An 18,782-nucleotide genomic window follows, 5' to 3' on the forward strand; every position below is an offset into this window, starting at 1 on the left:
GCACCTAAAATCGCCGGTTGATTCCAGAGGACCTCCATGAGTTTGCAATGCGGCATCGTCGGCCTGCCCAACGTCGGTAAATCCACCCTTTTCAATGCGTTGACCAAGGCCGGTATCGCAGCGGAAAACTATCCCTTCTGCACCATCGAGCCGAACACCGGCGTGGTGGAGGTGCCCGACCCGCGCCTTGCGCAACTCGCGGCCATCATTTCGCCGGAACGCATCGTCCCGGCGATCGTCGAGTTCGTCGACATCGCGGGCCTGGTGGCCGGCGCCAGCACGGGCGAAGGCCTGGGCAACAAGTTTCTGGCGCATATCCGCGAAACCGACGCCACGGTGAACGTGGTGCGCTGCTTCGACGACGACAACGTCATTCATGTGGCAGGGAAAGTCGACCCCATCTCCGACATCGAAGTGATCCAGACCGAGCTTTGCCTGGCTGACCTGGCCACCGTCGAAAAAGCACTCCACCGCCACACCAAGGTCGCGCGCTCCGGCGACAAGGACGCGCAAAAGCTGGTCGCGCTGCTCGAGCGGTGCCAGACCGCACTGAACGAGAACATTCCGGTGCGCGCGCTGGTGTTCACGAAGGAAGAGCAGCCGCTGGTGAAGTCGTTCACCCTCATCACCGCCAAGCCGGCGATGTTCGTCGGCAACGTGGCCGAAGACGGCTTCGAGAACAACCCCTACCTCGATCGCCTGCGCGAATACGCCGACAAGCAGGGCGCGCCGGTGGTGGCGATCTGCGCCAAGATCGAAGCCGAGCTGGCCGACATGGACGACGAGGACAAGAAAATGTTCCTCGCCGAAATCGGTCAGGAAGAACCGGGCCTTAACCGGCTGATCCGCGCGGCCTTCAAGCTGCTCGGTTTGCAGACCTACTTCACGGCCGGCGTGAAGGAAGTGCGTGCCTGGACCATCCACATCGGCGACACCGGCCCGCAGGCGGCCGGCGTGATCCACGGCGACTTCGAGAAGGGCTACATCCGGGCCCAGACCATCGCCTTCAACGACTACATCGCCTTCCAGGGCGAGCAGGGCGCGAAGGATGCCGGGAAGATGCGCAGCGAAGGCAAGGAATACGTCGTCAAGGACGGCGACGTGATGAACTTCCTGTTCAGCTCCTGAGCTTGACATTGGGCACGCCTTGAACAGGTGGAGCATTCCAGCGACGTTGGAGCAGCTCGTGATCGAGCGAGACCGGCAATGCATCTATTGCAATGTTTCCTTTGCCGTAGTGCCCAGTTCCAAAGGAGAGCGACCGTCTTGGGAACACATCATCAATGACGTTCGCATCGTTAGCAGCGACAACATTGCTCGCTGTTGCATGTCCTGCAATGCGAGCAAAGGGGCAAAGGAATTGTCCAATTGGCTCCAGTCTACGTATTGCTTGCGCAAGGCAATCACAGAGACGAGCGTTGCTCAGGTCGTGCGTGATGCGCTGAAAAATCCGCCACGCCTGCCCGTGCGCGAAGGCGCGGCTGATATTGACACTCAAACCGTCACCAAGTCCGGCACGCGGTGCGGGCTGGGCGATTCCCCTCTGCGCGGCTGAGGAACGGAGCGCAGGGCGGATCAGGGCTGCAGCTGTTTGAGCGAAGCGAGTTCTGCAGACCCCGCTCGGAGCGAGTACCGCAAGGCAGCCCGAAGGGCCCGCGCAGTGGGGTCGCACAGCCCGTGCCGCATGACGGGCGCTCCCCAGCCAACCGAGCAAGGACGCCACCCCACAATACCCGCCATGACGCTCACCGTTCACCACCTCAACAACTCCCGCTCGCAGCGCGTGCTCTGGCTGCTCGAAGAGCTGGGCCTGCCCTACGACATCGTGCGCTACGAGCGCGATCCGAAAACCATGCTGGCGCCGCCCGAGCTGCGCCAAGTGCATCCGCTGGGCAAGTCGCCGGTTGTCACCACCGACGACGGGCTCACGCTCGCCGAATCGGGTGCGATTGTCGAGGCCGTGATCGAGCGTTTCGGCCAGGGTCGCTTCGCGCCGGCTGTTGGCACCCCCGAATCGCTGCGTTACCGCTACTGGCTGCATTACGCCGAAGGCTCGGCCATGCCGCCGCTCTTGCTCAAGCTGATCTTCGACAAGATCGAAAGCACGAAGATGCCGTTCTTCGCCAAGCCGATCGCCCGGGCCATTGCGGGCAAGGCCAAGGCCGGCTTCATCACGCCCAACATCACGACGCACCTCGATTTCCTGGAAGGTGAACTCGGCAAGAGCCGCTGGTTCGCGGGCGAGGACTTCACCGGTGCCGACATTCAGATGAGTTTTCCGATCGAGGCCGCGCAAGCCCGGGGCGGACTCGACGCCTCGCGGCCCAAACTGATGGCGTATCTCGACCGAATCCACGCACGGCCCGCCTACAAGCGCGCGCTGCAGCGCGGCGGCCCGTACGGCCTGCTGAGCTGAAAAAAATCAGTCCGGCCAGATGTAGAGGAGCGCGACCGTCATCGTGACGTAGCGCGCGAATTTGCCGATGGCCATGTAGAACACGCAGGGCCAGAACGACAGCTTGAGCCAGCCCGCGACGGCGCAGAGCGGGTCGCCCACCAGCGGCAGCCAGCTCAGCAGGCACGCCTTCGGTCCGAGCCTTTCCAGCCAGCCGAGCACGCGCACATGGTGCTTCGAGTTCGCGTATTTGTCGGCCACCTTGTGTGCGCCGTAGCCCAACCACCAGTCGACAGCGCCGCCGAGGGTGTTGCCGATCGTCGCGACCGCGATGGCCGGCCAGAACATGTCGGGGTTGAGCTTGAGCAGGCCGAAGAGAAAGGGCTCGGAGCCCACCGGCACCAGCGTGGCCGATACAAAGGCCGCGATGAAGAGTGTCGACAGTCCGAACTGCGGCAGCGCGAGCAGCGCCAGAAGGGAATCGAGCCAGGCTTGCATGGTGCGGGGAGTATAGGAAGGGCCGCCGGAGCGCCGCGTCGGAGAATGCGCCGGACATCGCCCGAGTACGCCCCCGCACGGCGCGGCGCAAGCCCGGGTATTCCGGTGCAAATCGTTTCAGTCACTGAAATCGTCCGTGGCTACAATCGTGCCTCATTTTTCAGCAGCCGCATCGCGCCGCCACTCCTTTCCCATGTCCCTCCTCATCGGCCACATCGCGCTGGAAAACCGGCTGTTCGTCGCGCCCATGGCCGGCGTGACGGACCGGCCGTTCCGCATGCTGTGCCGAACGCTTGGGGCGGGCTACGCGGTGAGCGAAATGGTCACCTCGCGCAAGGAGCTGTGGGGCTCGCTCAAGACCTCGCGGCGCGCGAACCACGAGGGCGAGCCCGGCCCGATCGCGGTGCAGATCGCCGGCACCGACGCGGCCATGATGGCCGAGGCGGCGCGCTACAACATCGACCGCGGCGCGCAGATCATCGACATCAACATGGGCTGCCCCGCCAAGAAGGTGTGCAACAAGTGGGCCGGCTCCGCGTTGATGCGCGACGAGCCGCTGGCCCTCGAAATCGTACAGGCCGTGGTCGATGCGGCGGCGCCGCACAACGTGCCGGTCACGCTCAAGATGCGCACCGGCTGGAGCGACGACCAGCGCAATGCGGTGAAGCTCGCACGCGATTTCGAGTCGGCCGGCGTGCAGATGCTGACGGTGCACGGCCGCACGCGCGAGCAGGGCTACAAGGGTGCCGCCGAATACGAGACCATCGCCGCCGTCAAGGCCGCGGTGCGCGTTCCAGTGGTCGCGAATGGGGACGTGACGAGCCCCGAAAAAGCCCGTGACGTGTTGGCGCTGACCGGCGCGGACGCGGTGATGGTGGGTCGCGCCGCGCAAGGGCGTCCCTGGATTTTTCGCGAGATCGCGCATTTCCTCGAGCACGGCACGCACCTTGCACCGCCGCTGGTCGTCGAAGTGCGGCGTCTGCTGCTCGATCACCTGGTCGAGCACTACGCGCTCTATGGCGAATGGAGCGGCGTGCGCACGGCGCGCAAACACATCGGTTGGTATGTGCGCAGCCTGGCCGGCGGCGAGGCGTTCCGCGCACGCATGAATTCAATCGAAGACAGTGCACAGCAACTGCGTGCGGTGGGGGACTATTTCGACGGGTTGGCGGACTGCATGGACCGCTTGCCCGATCACCAGGACATCGCAGAGTGGTCCGGTGCAGAGGAGGCGGCCTGCGCCGCCGGTTGAGGCCAGTTGCGAAGAGCAAAGAAACAAGCATGAGCAAGAAACACATCGAGGACTGCGTGCGCAGCAGTCTGGACGGCTATTTTCGCGACCTGCGCGGGACCGAACCCGACGGCATGTACGAGATGCTCGTGCGCGTGGTCGAAAAACCGCTGCTCGACGTCGTCATGGCGCGCGCCGAGGGCAATCAGTCGCGCGCGGCGCAATGGCTGGGCCTCAATCGCAACACGCTGCGGAAAAAACTCGTCGAACACAAACTCCTGAAATAACAAAGAACGCGCATGGCATTGACTGCACTCCTCTCCGTTTCCGACAAGACCGGCATCCTCGAATTCGCCCAGGCGCTCGACGCGCTTGGCATCAAGCTGTTGTCCACCGGCGGCACCGCCAAGCTGCTCGCCGATGCGGGCCTGCCGGTCACCGAGGTGGCCGACCACACCGGTTTCCCCGAGATGCTCGACGGCCGCGTGAAGACGCTGCACCCGAAGATCCACGGCGGCCTGCTCGCACGCCGCGATCTGCCGGCGCACGTGGCGGCGATCCAGGAACACGGCATCGACACCATCGACCTGCTGGTGGTCAACCTCTACCCGTTCGAAGCCACTGTCGCCAAGGCGGGCTGCACGCTCGAAGACGCGATCGAGAACATCGACATCGGCGGACCGGCCATGGTGCGCAGCGCGGCCAAGAACTGGAAGGACGTCGGCGTGTTGACCGATGCCTCGCAGTACCCCGTGGCGCTCGCCGAGCTCAAGGCCACCGGCCAACTCAGCGACAAGACGAAGTTCGGCTTCTCGGTGGCGGCGTTCAACCGCATCGCCGACTACGACGGCGCGATCAGCGACTACCTGTCGGCCATCGATTTCGACGCCAGCATCGGCCAGCCCGCGCCGACACGCGCGTTGTTTCCGGCGCAGAGCAACGGCCGCTTCGTCAAGCTGCAGGACCTGCGCTACGGCGAGAACCCGCACCAGCAGGCCGCGTTCTATCGCGACCTCTTCCCGGCACCCGGCTCGCTGGTGAGTGCGAAGCAATTGCAGGGCAAGGAGCTCAGCTACAACAACATCGCTGACGCCGATGCGGCGTGGGAATGTGTGAAGAGCTTCGACGTGCCGGCCTGCGTGATCGTCAAGCACGCCAACCCGTGCGGCGTGGGCGTCGGCAAGGGCGCTGGCGAAGCCTATGCCAAGGCTTTCAAGACCGATCCGACCTCGGCCTTCGGCGGCATCATCGCTTTCAACCGCCCAGTCGACGCGGCCACCGCGCAGGAGATCAACAAGCAGTTCGTCGAGGTGCTGATGGCGCCCGGCTACACGCCCGAGGCGCTCGCCGTGTTCCAGGCCACCAAGGCCAAGCTCAACGTGCGCGTGCTCGAAATCGCGCTGCCACCGGGTGGCGCGACCGACTGGGACAACGGCCGCAATGCCATGGACGTCAAGCGCGTCGGCTCGGGGCTCCTGATGCAAACCGCCGACAACCGCGTGTTGCAAGCCAGCGAGCTCAAGGTCGTCAGCAGGAAGCAGCCGACGCCGCAGCAACTCGAAGACCTGCTCTTCGCCTGGAAGGTCGCGAAGTTCGTGAAGAGCAACGCAATCGTGTTCTGCGCAGGTGGCATGACGATGGGCGTCGGTGCCGGTCAGATGAGCCGCCTCGACTCCGCACGCATCGCGAGCATCAAGGCCGAGCACGCGGGCCTGTCGCTGAAAGACACGGCAGTCGCGAGCGATGCCTTCTTCCCGTTCCGCGACGGCCTCGACGTGGTGGTGGATGCCGGCGCGAGCTGCGTGATCCAGCCTGGCGGTTCGATGCGCGACCAGGAAGTGATCGACGCGGCAGACGAGCGCGGCGTGGTGATGGTGCTCAGCGGCGTGCGCCACTTCCGGCATTGAACGCAGTGCTGCGGCTTCGCCTCGCAACGGTTGCTTTGTGTCTGGGCGGGGCCGCGAGTGCGCAGGCCCAGGCGCTCACGCCGGAAGCGCTCGCCCGAAAGAACAGCTGCATGGCGTGCCATGGGCTGGTCCATAAGCAGGTCGGGCCGGGTTTTGCCGAGGTGGCGCGTCGCTATCGCAACGATGCGGCGCTCGCGCCGCAACTGGCCGCGAAGATCCGCAACGGAAGCGTCGGCACCTGGGGCCGGCTCATCATGCCGCGGCAGCCGCAGTTGTCGGAAGACGATGCGCTGGTGCTGGCGCGGTGGGTACTGAGCCAGCCGCCGCCACCGCCCTGATTTCGGGCGCAGATCTTATTGCTGCGCGAGCGTCTTGAAGATCTCGCGAGCGGCCTCGACCGTGGCGGCGATGTCGTCGTCGGTGTGCGCGGCACTCACGAAGCCGGCCTCGTACAACGCGGGTGCGATGTAGACGCCACGGTCGAGCAGGCCGTGGAACAGCGCATTGAACTTGGCGTTGTCGGTCGTCATCACGGTGGCGTAGTTCTGCGGCAACTGGTCGAACAGGAAGAAGCCGAACATGCCGCCTTCGCTGTCGGCGCTGAAGGGCACGCCCTCGGCCGATGCAGCGGATTTCAATCCGTCGGTCAGCGAGCGCGTCCTGGCGGACAGTGCTTCGTAGAAGCCGGGCTTCGAGATTTCCTTGAGGGTCGCCAGGCCACAGGCCGTGGCGACCGGGTTGCCCGACAGCGTGCCGGCCTGATACACCGGTCCGAGCGGCGCCAGCAATTCCATGATGGCGCGCGGCCCACCGAATGCGGCGAGCGGCATGCCGCCACCGATGACCTTGCCGAGCACCGTGAGGTCCGGCGTGATGCCGAGCACGCCCTGCGCGCCATGCAGGCCCACGCGAAAGCCGGTCATGACTTCGTCGAACACCAGCAGCGCGCCGTGCTGAGTGCAGAGTTCGCGGCACCGTTTGGCAAACGGGGCGCTGGCGCGCACGAAGTTCATGTTGCCGGCGATCGCCTCGATCATCAGGCAGGCCAGTTCGTGCCCATGCAGCGCGAAGGCTTCTTCGAGTTGCGCGAGGTTGTTGTACTCGAGCACCAGCGTGTGCTGAACCACTTCGGGCGGCACGCCGGCCGAGGTCGGGTTGCCGAAGGTGGCGAGGCCGGAGCCGGCTTTCACCAGCAGCGCATCGGCATGGCCGTGGTAGCAGCCTTCGAACTTGATGATGTATTTGCGGCCGGTCGCGCCACGCGCGAGGCGCAATGCGCTCATCGCGGCTTCGGTGCCCGAGCTGACGAGCCGCACCATCTCCATCGACGGCACCAGCGCGAGGATGGTCTCCGCCAGTTCGATCTCGCGCTCGGTCGGCGCCCCGTACGAAAAGCCCTCGAGCACGGCCTTCTGCACCGCCTCGACCACCGCGGGATGGCCGTGGCCGAGGATCATCGGACCCCATGAGCCGATGTAGTCGATGTAGCGCTTGTCGGCGGCATCCCAGAAGTAAGCGCCGTGCGCACGCTGGATGAAGCGCGGCGTGCCGCCGACCGCCTTGAAGGCGCGCACCGGCGAATTCACGCCGCCGGGGATCACGGCGCGGGCGCGCTCGAAGAGGATGTCGTTGGGGTCGGTGGAAGTCGTCATCGGTCAGTGTCGGGTGTCGTGCGGGGGGAGGCCGAAGTCGGGGCCGGAAATGTCGGGGATCTCGTCTTCGTCGTCATCGTCGTCTTCGGCCTGGGCCCAGAAGAGGCGGTCGGGCAGCACGTGGCCCATGCCGGGCCGGAAACCCGCGTCGAGACAGCGGTCCATGTAGCTCAGCGCTTCGCTGGCGGCGGCCACCAGGTCGGTGCCGCTGGCCAGCAGCGCCGCCAGCGCGGCGGACAAGGTGTCGCCCGCGCCCGCGAAGACGGCTTCGAGGCGCTCGTACTTTTCGCTGGCGAGCACCGATTGCGGTGAGGCCAGCACGTTGTCGATGAACTGGTCGGGCAGCATGATGCCGGTGACGAGCGTGTAAGGCACGCCGAATTCCCCGGCGGCCTTGGCGATGTCGCGCGCGCCCGGCGGGCGGTCGCCGGTCCAGTCGGGCAGCAACCAGCGCCACAGCGTGCTGTGGTTGCCGACCAGCACGGTGGTCTGTGGCAGCACGAGTTCGCGAAAGGCGTCGAGGTACGCCTCGATCTGGTTCTCGTCCCACCACGACAGGTTGGGCATGTAGGCGACCACGGGCACGTCGGGGTAGTCGGTCGCGGTCTCGGCCACGGTGCTCAGCGTTTCGGGCGAACCGACAAAACCGACCTTGATCACCTGCACCGGCACGTCTTCGAGCACGGCGCGGGTCTGCTCGGCCACCGCTTCTTCGTCGAAAGCGAAGTGGTCGAAGATTTCGGCGGTGTCGCGGGCGTAGGCGCCCGTCACGATCGGCAGCATGTGGGCGCCCACTGATGCCATGGCCAAGGCGTCGCCGCCCAGGCCGCCGGCCCCGCTCGGATCGCTCGCGTTGAAAACGAGCACGCACGGCGGGTTGAGGTCGGCGTCGACGACCTCGGCTTCGTCGTTCGCGGGGTCGTTAAGATCGCCCGGCGGACGGGTTTGGGCTGCTGGTAATAAGTAAGTGGTCATATGCCGGTCCGTGTCATCTCGATGGTGGCATATGTGAGACGTTGGTCACGCGATCGCGTGATACGCCTAGATACAATCGTTGCATTCTATGTACAGGGACTTTAAGCTGCGATGAATACGAAAACCTGGATGTGCCTGATTTGCGGGTGGATCTATGACGAAGCGGTAGGGGTACCAGAGGATGGTATTGCGGCCGGCACGGCATGGGCGGATGTCCCGATGAACTGGACGTGCCCCGAGTGTGGTGCACGCAAGGAAGACTTCGAAATGGTTGAAATCTGAAAGCATGGCATAGGGCCGTGCTTTTTGCGCGGCTGCAGGTGCAACGCGCGGTTGCCTTCCTGATGGGTGTCAAACGAGGAGTGCCATGAGCACGAGCGGATCCGGTTACAAGGTGCTGGTCATCGATGACAGCAACACCATTCGACGCAGTGCCGAGATCTTCCTCAAGCAGGGCGGCCATGAAGTCCTGCTCGCCGAAGACGGTTTCGACGCCCTTTCGAAGATCAACGACCACAAGCCGCACCTGATCTTCTGCGACATCCTGATGCCGCGCCTCGACGGTTACCAGACCTGCGCCATCATCAAGCGCAACGCCCAGTTCTCGAACGTCCCTGTCGTCATGCTGTCGTCGAAAGACGGCGTGTTCGACAAGGCGCGCGGCCGCATGGTCGGCTCGCAGGACTACCTCACCAAGCCCTTTACCAAAGACCAGTTGCTGCAGGCCGTGCAGCAGTTCGGCCTCGTTCAACCGGAAGCCACGTAATGCCGATTCACAAAGTGCTGGTGGTCGATGACTCCAAGACGGAACTGATGTTCCTGACCGATCTGCTGCAAAAGAACGGCTTCGCCGTGAAGACCGCAGAGAACGCCGACGACGCGATGCGCCGCCTCGAGGAAGAGCAGCCCGACCTGATCCTGATGGACGTGGTGATGCCCGGCCAGAACGGTTTCCAGCTGACGCGCAGCATCGCGCGCAATCCGCTCTACGCCGCGGTGCCGATCATTCTGTGCACCAGCAAGAACCAGGAAACCGATCGTGTGTGGGGCATGCGCCAGGGCGCACGCGACTACATCGTGAAGCCGGTCAACGCGGTTGAATTGCTGGCCAAGATCAACGCGCTGGCCTGATCGCCACACCCCGAGTTCATGGCCAACCGCGACGCTCTCCGCGCTTTCCAGTCCCGGCTTGCCAGCCGACTCCAGGCGGCCAAAACGTCAGGCGTTTCGGCGTCCTGGCTCGCGGTAGAGGCCGGCGACGCCAAATACCTTTTCCCGCTCGGCCATGCCGGCGAGATCTTTCCGTGGACACCGCCGCTCGCGGTGCCGTACACGGAGCCATGGTTCCTCGGTGTGGCCAACCTGCGCGGTGGCCTTTACGGCGTGGTGCAGTTGTCCAGCTTCGCGTCGGGCGTTGCCACGCCACTGGCCGCCAGCGAAGTCGCTCGCGCGCAGTCGCGCATGGTGGCGTTCAACGAATTGCTCGAAGTCAATTGCGCGTTGCTGGTCGATCGCCTGGTCGGCCTGCGCGGCGTCGAAGCGTTCACCGCCTCGGATCCGCCCGGCACCGAAGCGCCCGCCTGGCTCGGGCACGCCTACACCGACGTGGCCGGCGAGCGCTGGCAAGAAGTCAATTTGCAGGCCATGGCCCAGCAACCCCGGTTTTTGAGCATCGGCGCCTGAGGGCGCCAGCCACCGATACCCACCCGAAGGACCGACCGTGAGCTCGATCGCCGACAAGTTCAAGAAGTTTCTGCCCGTTCGCGAGGACGGCGTGACCGTCCACGCCGACAATGCCGCCGCCATGTCGCTCGACAACGTGGAGACGCAGCAGCCGCCCGAGGACAAGACCGTGCTGTACAGAAGCGACGCACTCCACGACGCGGCGGCGCCGGTGCAGCCGGTGGCCGAGTCCGAGCCGGTGCTCGCAGCGACGCCGCCGCACGGGCATGAAGACTTTCAGCCGAGCCGCAGCTTCGCCGACACCGTCGAGGCGGAAGCAGCGCCGGCAGCTGCACCGTTGGCGGCGGTGGCCGCGTCCGCGACGGCGCGATCGCCGCTGGCGCGTCAACAGCGTGTGCTGGCGGCCATCCTCGGAGGGGTCGTGGTGCTGCTGCTGCTGGTGGCGGGTTCGGCCATCCTCCGTGCGGAGCGGCTGGCGCAGCAGGTCGCGTCCACGGGTCAGGCACTCATGCAGTCGCAACGGCTCGCCAAATCGGTGTCGCAGGCGTTGGTGGGCAATGTCCCGGCCTTCGTCGAAGTGAAGGAAAGCTCCGACGATCTGGCACGCCGCATCCAGGGCCTGGCCACCGGCGACGAGTCGCTCAAGCTGGAACGGGTCGGCGCGCAGTACGACGCCGAACTCGAAAAGATCACGCCGCTGGTCGACGGTGCCGACAAAAGCGCGAAGGCCGTGCTGGCGCAGCAGGAAATCCTGACCCGCGTCGGTGCCGCGTTGCGCAACATCAACCGTCAGTCGTCCGAGCTGCTTGAGATGACCGAGACGGTCGCCTCGCTCAAGATGCAGCAGTCGGCCACGGTGCCCGAGATTTCTGCCGCCGGCCAGCTCGTCATGCTGACGCAGCGCATCGGCAAGTCGGCCAACGAATTCCTGACGGTCGAAGGCGTGAGCCCCGACGCGGTGTTCCTGCTCGGCAAGGACCTGAATACCTTCCAGGAAATCACCCGCGGCCTGCTCGACGGCAATGCACAGCAGCGGCTGCCCGGCACGCGCGACACGCAAACGCGCCAGCAGCTCGAGGCCATCCTCAAGACCTACGAACAGACCCGCGGCCAGGCCGGCGCGATCCTGGGCAATCTGCAGGGCCTGGTGGCCGCCCGCGAAGCGCAGGCCCAGATCCTGACCGAGAGCGAACCCCTGCGGCTGGCGCTCGGCGACCTTCAGGAAAAGCTGTCGGCCCGCACCGGCCTGGGCGCCGGCACGGTGGCCATGCTGTTCTTGTTGTCGCTGGGTGCGCTCGGCCTGGCCGTTGCGATCGGTTTCGTGCAGGTGCGCGAAGGTCGCGAGCGGGCGGTTGCAGCCGAAGGCGATCGCATCGAGGCAGAGCGCCTGAGCGAAGAAGCCGGCCGCGTGAACACGGCCAACCAGGCTGCGATTTTGCGGCTCATGAACGAACTGCAAACGGTGGCCGAAGGCGATCTGACGCAGGAAGCCACCGTGACCGAAGACATCACCGGCGCCATCGCCGACTCGGTGAATTACACGGTGGAAGAACTGCGCCTCCTGGTGGGCAACGTGCAGAACACGGCGACCCGCGTGGCACAAACCACGTCGGCCGTGGAAAGCACTTCGACCGAGCTGCTGGCGGCCTCGACCGAGCAGCTGCGCGAGATTCGCGAAACCGGCCAGTCGGTGCTGACGATGGCCGAGCGCATTAACGGCGTGTCGTCGCAGGCGCAAGAGTCCGCCACGGTGGCGCGCCAGTCGCTGCAGGCGGCGTCGTCGGGCCTGCAGGCCGTGCAGAACGCGATCGGCGGCATGAACTCGATCCGCGACCAGATCCAGGAAACCTCCAAGCGCATCAAGCGCCTGGGCGAGTCGTCGCAGGAAATTGGCGAAATCACCGAGCTGATCTCGGACATCACCGAACAGACCAATGTGCTGGCGCTGAACGCCGCCATCCAGGCCGCCTCCGCCGGTGAAGCCGGTCGCGGCTTCTCGGTGGTGGCCGAAGAAGTGCAACGACTGGCCGAACGGTCGGCCGATGCGACGCGCCAGATTTCGGCGTTGGTGAAGGCGATTCAGACCGACACGCAAGATGCCGTCGGCGCCATGGAGCGCTCCACGCAGGGTGTGGTCGAAGGGGCCAAGCTGTCCGACAACGCGGGTACCGCGCTGTCCGAGATCGACCGCGTGTCGCGCCGTCTCGCCGAGCTGATCGAGCAGATTTCTCAGTCCGCTTCGCGCGAAGCCGATTCGGCCAACGTCGTGGCCGCCAACATCCAGCACATTTTTGCGGTGACCGAACAGACCGGCGAAGGCACGCGGACCACCGCGCAGCAGGTGCGCGAGCTCTCGCACATGGCCGAAGAGCTGCGCCAGTCGGTGTCGCGTTTCAAGATCGCCTGAAGACCTTCACCCGAGCGCCAACGTGTCGACCCCCAGCCCCGTCACCGCCCCCGTTGCCGACCACGCGCCGGCCACCGAAGATCTCGGGCCGCTGGCCTGGGTGCTCGGTGAAATCCAGAAATCGATCGACGGCGTCGGCAAGTCGCTGCGCCGTTTCGCGCGCGACACCGATCACGTGCCCGAACTCGACATCGGACCCCTGCGCATGGCGCGCCAGCATCTGCACCAGGCCGTCGGCGCATTGCAGATGGTGGGCCACACGGCGCCGGCCATGGTGCTCGGTGCGATGGAGTTCGCCGTTCAGGGTTTTGTCGGCGAGCCGGTGCGCTGCACCGAGGCCGCCGTGGCAAAGATCGAACGCGCGGGATTCGCCGTCACCGATTTCCTGAGCGCGATGCTGGCCGGCAAGACGGTGTCGTCCGTCGCCCTTTTTCCGCAGTACCGCGATGTGCTCGAGCTGGTGGGCAACGAGCGCGTGCATCCTGCCGACCTGTGGAGCATGCCGTGGCGTTGGGTGGACGTGACGGCATCGGAGCGCCAGCCGGCGCTGGTGTACGACCCGGCCGTCCGCTCCAAGCTCGATCGCGAAGTGCTCAAGGTGGTCAAGAGCGGCGACGACGAAGCCGCCCGGCGCCTGCATGTGCTGTGTCTCGGCCTGGCCCGCGGTGCCTCGGTGCCGCGCATCGCGAGTTTCTGGACGCTGGCCGCGGGCTTCTTCCAGGCCCTGTCGCTCGGCCTGGTGCCGACCGACGTGTACCTCAAGCGGGCGGCGTCCCGTGTGCTGCTCCAGTACGCGACGCTGGCGCGCGGCGACAATACCGTGTCCGACCGGCTCGGCCAGGACCTGCTGTTCTTTTGCGCGCAGGCCGCGCCCGGCGCGCGTGAAGAAGCCACCACCCTGCGCGAAGTGCGCGCGGCGTGGGGCGTGGCAAACGAACAACCTGTCGACTACACCGTCGAGCAGTTCGGGCGCTTCGATCCGCTGGTCCTGACGCAGGCGCGCAAGCGCATCGAAGCGGCCAAGGAAATGTGGTCGGCTTTGTCGGGCGGCGACGTGACCCGCATGCGCCAGGTCGCCGACACGTTTTCGCAGCTCGGCGAATCGCTCAACAAGCTGCATCCGCCGAGCGCCCCGATGGCGCAGGCGCTCAACAACGCGGTCGACGCCTCCACGCGTGCCGGCCAGCCGCCCGCCACCGAACTCGCCATGGAGGTCGCGACCTCCGTGCTTTATCTCGAAGCGGCGTTCGAAGATCTGGATCCGCACGATCGGCAACTCACTGCGCGCACCGTCCAGCTGGCCGGCCGCATCGACCGCGCCCGCGAAGGCGGCCGTTCGGAGCCGCTCGAACCGTGGATGGAAGAGCTCTACCGCCGGGTGAGCGAGCGCCAGACGATGGGCACCGTCGTCGACGAGCTGCGCCTGCATCTGGGTGATCTCGAAAAATCGCTCGACCAGTTTTTCCGCCGTCCTGCGGAAAAGGGACTGCTGCGTACCGTGCCGAGCCAGCTGCTGCAGATGCGCGGCGTGTTCTCGGTCCTGGGGCTCGACCAGGCCGCGAAGACCGTGCAATGCATGCGCGACAGCGTCGACCACCTGGTGGCCGGCGAGTCCGAAGCGGCCGAAACGCGCGACTTCGATTCGCTGGGCAACAACCTGGGTGCGCTCGGCTTCCTGATCGACATGCTCGGCTACCAGCCCGCGCTCGCCAAACGGCTCTTCGTGTTCGATGAGACGTTGGGCGAACTCAAGCCGCTCATGGGCCGCCAGGCCAACGATTCGGTGGTCGCCGAGCCGCAGCCATTGCCGCAATCGGCGGTCGCGACCGCCTCTGCGCCCGTGACCCGCAACGACACCGTGCTCAGCGTGGCCGAGATCGACGCGCAGATCGCCGCCAAGCTCGCCGCGCTGGCCTCGCCCGGCCGCAAGAGGGCCTCGCCGATCGAGGAATTCAGCCGCGCGGCCGACAGCTGGACGTCCAAAATCACCGGGCCCGCGCCGCTCGAGCCGATGTTGCCGGACACGGAAGTCACCGAGCTCGAAGAAGACGACCTGCAGAACATCTTCCTGGACGAAGCCCGGGAAGTGCTCCACAACGGCCTGGCCGCCGCAGCTGTTCTGGCGCGCGACCCGTCCGACACCGGCGAGCTGACCGTGCTGCGCCGTGCCTTCCACACGCTCAAGGGCAGCTCGCGCATGGTCGGCCTGACCGACTTTGGCGACGCCGCTTGGTCGTTCGAGCAGGTGCTGAACACCTGGCTGGCCGACCAGCGGCCGGTCGATGCAGAACTGATCGCGATCACCGGCCAGTCGCTGAAGGACTTCGCCAAATGGGTCGAGGCGATCGCCAGCGGCGAACCGCACGCCTGGCAGTCCGCACCGTTTCGGGCCACCGCCGACGCGCTGCGCACGGGCGAGACCACGGCGCTTCCGGCCCGCGTGTCCGGCGCCGACGCGCTGGCCGTCGCGGCCCGCCATATCGCTGCCGAGCAAGCGCCGTCGAAGCCGATCGCGCTCTCACTGCCCGCTTTCCCGGACCTCCATTTCAACGCCACCTCGTACGAGGCACCTGCCGAGTTCGTGGACTCCGCCCGGCGCGGCTTGCCCGCCGACGACGGCTTCGCGTCGACCGACTTCCTGGATTTCGACGACAAGCCGGTACCCGCCGAGCGCGAGCCCAGCGTGTTGCCGGGCAGCGAAGACATCGATTTCTTCGCCACGGTCCAGGCACCGATCGAGCCGACCTTCGACATCACCGATTTCGACCTGCCGCCTGACCTCGCGGAAGAACCCGCGCGCGCGCCGGCGCCGGTCGTTCGGTCGATGTGGGAAGCGCCGCTGGAGACCGAAGCCAAAGACGGAGTGAAGCCGGATGTCGCACCGGAACCGGTCGTCCAAGCGCCCGTGGTTGCACAAGTTTCACTGTCAGAGCCAGAGCCAGAGCCAGAGCCAGAGCCCGAACCCGTGGTCGAAGTGGCTGCAGCGCCTGAGCCTGTCGCCGAACTGCCGCCGGCTCTCGAGCCCGAGCCCGTCGCCGAGGTTGCGCCGCCCGCGCCGAGCGCGGACGATGCGGTCAAGGCGATCGGCCCGCTGCGCATCGGCATCGCGCTCTACAACGTCTACCTGAACGAGGCCGACGAATGGTCGCGCCAGCTCGCCAACGAAGTGGGTGAGTGGGCACTCGAGCCGCACACCCGCGTGGCCGACTCGACCATCGCGCTCGCGCACTCGCTTGCGGGCAGTTCGGCGACGGTCGGCTTCCAGAGTTTGTCCGGCATGGCGCGCTCGTTCGAGGCCGCGCTGCAGCATCTGCACATGCAGGGCAGCGGCACCGCCGAACAGGGCGTCGTGCTCGTCGCGGCGGCCGAGGAACTGCGTCGCCTGCTGCACCAGTTTGCGGCTGGCTTCCTGAAAGACCCTTCCGAAGCCACGCTTCGTTCGCTGCGCGAAGTCGCGTCGTCGCAATTGCCGGCCGAGCCGCTCGCGGGCAAGGCGGAGCGCGTGACGACGACCGTCGTCGCGCCGCTCGATTTCGCCGATGTGGCGATGGAAGACGCCGAGGACGCGATCGACCTGGTCGACGCGGTCGATGTCGACCTGTTCCCGATTTTCGAGGAGGAGGCGGCCGAGCTGTTGCCCCAACTCGGCGGCGCCTTGCGCCAGTGGGCACAGCGTCCGGACGACGCGGCACCCCGCGCGTCCACGCTGCGCACGCTGCACACGCTCAAGGGCAGCGCCCGTCTCGCTGGTGCCATGCGCTTGGGCGAGCGGGCACACCGCATGGAATCCGAGATCGAGGCCATCGGCGCGTCCCATGCCGACCCCGTCGCGGTCGAGCGCTTGCTGGCCCGCTTCGACGCCCTTCAGGCCACGTTCGACGGATTGCGTGTCGCCGACACTTCAGCGCAGGACGAAATGGCGCAACGCGCCGCTGCACTGGCTGCGGCATCGAAGGTCGCCGCACCGCTGACGGTCGTCACCTTGCCGGTGGTCGCCGAAGCGGCCGGCGCAGCGCCGGAGGTGCGCGAGGCGCCAGCGGCGCCGCAAGTTGCCGTCGCCCCGATCGCCATCGACGACACCCCGGCCCGTGCAGGCAACGTGCTCAACCTGCCGACGCCTGTGCCGTTGGTGGTCTCGCGCGCCGCCTCCAGCGGGGCCGTTCGCATCCGTACACAACTGCTCGACCGGCTGGTCGCGCAGGCTGGCGAAGTCATCATCACGCGCTCGCGGCTCGAAGCCCAGCTGGGCCAGTTGCGAAGCTCGCTCGGCGACCTCACCGGCAATCTGGAGCGCTTGCGCCAGCAGCTGCGCGACGTGGAGGTGCAGGCCGAAAGCCAGATGCAGTCGCGTCTCGCGCAGGCCAAGGACTCGCAGCAGGGTTTCGATCCGCTCGAGTTCGACCGCTTCACCCGCGTGCAGGAACTGACCCGCATGATGGCCGAGTCGGTCAACGACGTGGCCACCTTGCAGCGCACCTTGCAGAAGACGGTGCAGGCCACGGAAGACGATCTGAGCGCCCAGGCACGGCAAACGCGCGAGCTCCAGCGCGGCTTGCTGCGCACCCGCATGGTCGAGTTCGAAGGGCTGTCGGACCGTCTCTATCGCGTGGTGCGCCAGGCGTCGAAGGACACCGGCAAGCAGGTGCGCCTCGATATCACCGGCGGCACGATCGAGATGGACCGCGGCGTGCTGGACCGCATGACGCCGGCCTTCGAGCATCTGCTGCGCAACTGCGTGGCGCACGGCATCGAAGACGCCGCAACGCGCGAGAAGGCGGGCAAGGACGCCAGCGGGTTGATCGTCATCGAGCTGCACCACGAAGGCAACGACGTGTCGGTCAGCTTCAAGGACGACGGTGCCGGTCTCAATCAGCAGCGCATCGTCGACCGGGCGCGCGCGCTCGGCCTGATCGAAGCCTCGCAACAGCTGTCGCCGGAAGAAGCCGCAGAACTGATCTTCAAGCCCGGCTTCTCGACGGCCGACCAGGTGTCGGAACTCGCGGGTCGCGGCATCGGCATGGACGTGGTGCGCTCGCAGGTCGCAGCGCTCGGTGGCCGGATCGAAACCCACAGCACGGCGGGCCAGGGCACGACCTTCAAGCTGGTGCTTCCGCTGACCACCGCAGTGACGCACGTCGTCATGATGCGGGCCGGTGCGGTGTCGATCGGCGTGCCCTCGAGCCTGGTCGAACTGGTGCAGCGCGTGAGCGGTGCCGAGGTCGAAGTCGGCTACCGGAACCACACCTATGCGTTCGGTGCCGAGCAGGTGCCGTTCTACTGGGCGGGCGCGTTGCTGCAGGCCTCCGCCCGCAGCGACAGCGCGCCCGGCAAGCACAACACCATCGTGATCGTACGGAGCGCGGCGCAGCGCGTGGCGTTGCACGTCGACGAAGTGCTGGGCAACCAGGAAGTCGTGGTCAAGAACCTCGGACCGCAGCTCTCGCGCCTGCCGGGCATGGCAGGCATCTCGGTGCTCGCGTCGGGTGCGGTCGCGCTGATCTACAACCCGGTGGCGCTGGCCGCGGTGCATGGCGACCAAGCCGGCAAGCTGCAGCGGGTGAACGCACCGGGCGAGTCGCAAACCGCGCAAGGCCCGGGCGCGGCCGACTTGCTGCCGCCGGTGGCGCCCCGCGTGCCGCTGGTGCTGGTGGTGGACGATTCGATCACGGTGCGCCGCGTCACGCAGCGCCTGCTGCAGCGCGAAGGCTACCGCGTGGCGCTCGCGGCCGATGGCTTGCAGGCGCTTGAACGCCTGCAGCAGGAGCGCCCGGCGGTCGTGTTGTCGGACATCGAAATGCCGCGCATGGACGGCTTCGACCTGGCGCGCAATATTCGCGCAGACGCGGCGCTGGCCGACCTGCCGATCATCATGATCACCTCACGCATTGCCGAGAAGCACCGCGACCACGCGCGCACGCTGGGCGTCAACCACTACCTCGGCAAGCCGTATTCGGAAGAAGAGCTGATGCGGCTGGTGCGCAGCTACACGAGCGACGTTCCGCTGGCCGTTCCGGCCTGAACTTTCCTTCAGCCG

General features: G+C 66.4%; 16 protein-coding genes. 12 read left to right on the forward strand and 4 right to left on the reverse strand.

Annotated features, from left to right (window positions below; translation table 11 throughout):
- Positions 1-36 precede the first annotated feature (36 nt).
- Positions 37-1,128 (forward strand): redox-regulated ATPase YchF, encoded by a 1,092-nt coding sequence (gene ychF, locus AX767_RS13650; protein ID WP_068631839.1) that lies wholly within the window; start codon positions 37-39, stop codon positions 1,126-1,128.
- On the opposite strand, the gene AX767_RS21695 is transcribed toward ychF, so the two are convergent.
- The gene (locus AX767_RS21695; protein ID WP_210392483.1) at positions 1,118-1,498 is read right to left on the reverse strand and encodes a hypothetical protein; all 381 of its coding nucleotides are present in this window, start codon (positions 1,496-1,498) and stop codon (positions 1,118-1,120) included. The two genes, ychF and AX767_RS21695, sit on opposite strands and share 11 nt — an antisense overlap.
- A gap of 240 nt (positions 1,499-1,738) precedes the next feature.
- On the opposite strand from AX767_RS21695, the gene AX767_RS13655 reads away from it, so the two are divergent.
- On the forward strand, positions 1,739-2,416 hold the full coding sequence (locus AX767_RS13655) for a glutathione S-transferase (protein ID WP_068631840.1): 678 nt from the start codon (positions 1,739-1,741) through the stop codon (positions 2,414-2,416).
- Between the two features lie 6 nt (positions 2,417-2,422).
- Here AX767_RS13655 and AX767_RS13660 read toward each other — a convergent pair whose 3' ends face one another.
- Positions 2,423-2,893, reverse strand: a complete 471-nt coding sequence (locus AX767_RS13660) for a YqaA family protein (protein WP_068631841.1) — start codon at positions 2,891-2,893, stop codon at positions 2,423-2,425.
- Between the two features lie 193 nt (positions 2,894-3,086).
- On the opposite strand from AX767_RS13660, the gene dusB reads away from it, so the two are divergent.
- Genes dusB through AX767_RS13680 form a run of 4 tightly spaced genes read left to right on the forward strand, consistent with a single transcriptional unit; the run spans position 3,087 to position 6,369 of the window.
- The gene (gene dusB / locus AX767_RS13665; protein ID WP_068631842.1) at positions 3,087-4,145 is read left to right on the forward strand and encodes a tRNA dihydrouridine synthase DusB; all 1,059 of its coding nucleotides are present in this window, start codon (positions 3,087-3,089) and stop codon (positions 4,143-4,145) included.
- A 29-nt stretch (positions 4,146-4,174) separates the two neighbouring features.
- Entirely contained in the window at positions 4,175-4,411 is a 237-nt protein-coding gene (locus AX767_RS13670; protein WP_068631843.1) for a Fis family transcriptional regulator, read from the forward strand.
- A 12-nt stretch (positions 4,412-4,423) separates the two neighbouring features.
- A complete protein-coding gene (gene purH / locus AX767_RS13675) occupies positions 4,424-6,031 on the forward strand; it encodes a bifunctional phosphoribosylaminoimidazolecarboxamide formyltransferase/IMP cyclohydrolase (RefSeq protein WP_082755019.1) in 1,608 nt (535 codons plus the stop codon).
- A gap of 5 nt (positions 6,032-6,036) precedes the next feature.
- Positions 6,037-6,369 carry a c-type cytochrome gene (locus AX767_RS13680; protein ID WP_168164828.1) on the forward strand — a complete coding sequence of 111 codons (333 nt, stop codon included), beginning with the start codon at positions 6,037-6,039 and terminating at the stop codon, positions 6,367-6,369.
- A 15-nt stretch (positions 6,370-6,384) separates the two neighbouring features.
- On the opposite strand, the gene hemL is transcribed toward AX767_RS13680, so the two are convergent.
- A complete protein-coding gene (gene hemL, locus AX767_RS13685; protein ID WP_068631844.1) occupies positions 6,385-7,683 on the reverse strand; it encodes a glutamate-1-semialdehyde 2,1-aminomutase in 1,299 nt (432 codons plus the stop codon).
- A gap of 3 nt (positions 7,684-7,686) precedes the next feature.
- Positions 7,687-8,658, reverse strand: a complete 972-nt coding sequence (gene thiD / locus AX767_RS13690; RefSeq protein ID WP_068631845.1) for a bifunctional hydroxymethylpyrimidine kinase/phosphomethylpyrimidine kinase — start codon at positions 8,656-8,658, stop codon at positions 7,687-7,689.
- 111 nt (positions 8,659-8,769) lie between these two features.
- Here thiD and AX767_RS13695 point away from each other — a divergent pair, with 111 nt between their 5' ends.
- From AX767_RS13695 to AX767_RS13720, 6 genes are all read left to right on the forward strand, one after another.
- Complete coding sequence (locus AX767_RS13695) at positions 8,770-8,940, forward strand: rubredoxin (protein ID WP_007838397.1); 171 nt, start codon at positions 8,770-8,772, stop codon at positions 8,938-8,940.
- Positions 8,941-9,025: 85 nt separating this feature from the next.
- On the forward strand, positions 9,026-9,424 hold the full coding sequence (locus tag AX767_RS13700) for a response regulator (RefSeq protein WP_068631846.1): 399 nt from the start codon (positions 9,026-9,028) through the stop codon (positions 9,422-9,424).
- A complete protein-coding gene (locus AX767_RS13705) occupies positions 9,424-9,789 on the forward strand; it encodes a response regulator transcription factor (RefSeq protein WP_068631847.1) in 366 nt (121 codons plus the stop codon). Before AX767_RS13700 ends, AX767_RS13705 begins: the two co-directional genes overlap by 1 nt.
- A gap of 18 nt (positions 9,790-9,807) precedes the next feature.
- Complete coding sequence (locus tag AX767_RS13710; RefSeq protein ID WP_068631848.1) at positions 9,808-10,341, forward strand: chemotaxis protein CheW; 534 nt, start codon at positions 9,808-9,810, stop codon at positions 10,339-10,341.
- Positions 10,342-10,378: 37 nt separating this feature from the next.
- The gene (locus AX767_RS13715; protein WP_068631849.1) at positions 10,379-12,748 is read left to right on the forward strand and encodes a methyl-accepting chemotaxis protein; all 2,370 of its coding nucleotides are present in this window, start codon (positions 10,379-10,381) and stop codon (positions 12,746-12,748) included.
- A gap of 22 nt (positions 12,749-12,770) precedes the next feature.
- A complete protein-coding gene (locus AX767_RS13720; RefSeq protein WP_068631850.1) occupies positions 12,771-18,767 on the forward strand; it encodes a hybrid sensor histidine kinase/response regulator in 5,997 nt (1,998 codons plus the stop codon).
- Positions 18,768-18,782 lie beyond the last annotated feature (15 nt).

It is taken from the genome of Variovorax sp. PAMC 28711 (genome assembly GCF_001577265.1).
Lineage (GTDB): Bacteria > Pseudomonadota > Gammaproteobacteria > Burkholderiales > Burkholderiaceae_C > Variovorax.

Bases quoted from the DNA above. Each gene is read 5' to 3' on its own strand.
- ychF (WP_068631839.1), top strand. From the start codon at position 37: ATGAGTTTGCAATGCGGCATCGTCGGCCTGCCCAACGTCGGTAAATCC.
- AX767_RS13655 (WP_068631840.1), top strand. From the start codon at position 1,739: ATGACGCTCACCGTTCACCACCTCAACAACTCCCGCTCGCAGCGCGTG.
- AX767_RS13660 (WP_068631841.1), bottom strand. From the start codon at position 2,893: ATGCAAGCCTGGCTCGATTCCCTTCTGGCGCTGCTCGCGCTGCCGCAG.
- dusB (WP_068631842.1), top strand. From the start codon at position 3,087: ATGTCCCTCCTCATCGGCCACATCGCGCTGGAAAACCGGCTGTTCGTC.
- AX767_RS13670 (WP_068631843.1), top strand. From the start codon at position 4,175: ATGAGCAAGAAACACATCGAGGACTGCGTGCGCAGCAGTCTGGACGGC.
- purH (WP_082755019.1), top strand. From the start codon at position 4,424: ATGGCATTGACTGCACTCCTCTCCGTTTCCGACAAGACCGGCATCCTC.
- hemL (WP_068631844.1), bottom strand. From the start codon at position 7,683: ATGACGACTTCCACCGACCCCAACGACATCCTCTTCGAGCGCGCCCGC.
- thiD (WP_068631845.1), bottom strand. From the start codon at position 8,658: ATGACCACTTACTTATTACCAGCAGCCCAAACCCGTCCGCCGGGCGAT.
- AX767_RS13695 (WP_007838397.1), top strand. From the start codon at position 8,770: ATGAATACGAAAACCTGGATGTGCCTGATTTGCGGGTGGATCTATGAC.
- AX767_RS13700 (WP_068631846.1), top strand. From the start codon at position 9,026: ATGAGCACGAGCGGATCCGGTTACAAGGTGCTGGTCATCGATGACAGC.
- AX767_RS13705 (WP_068631847.1), top strand. From the start codon at position 9,424: ATGCCGATTCACAAAGTGCTGGTGGTCGATGACTCCAAGACGGAACTG.
- AX767_RS13710 (WP_068631848.1), top strand. From the start codon at position 9,808: ATGGCCAACCGCGACGCTCTCCGCGCTTTCCAGTCCCGGCTTGCCAGC.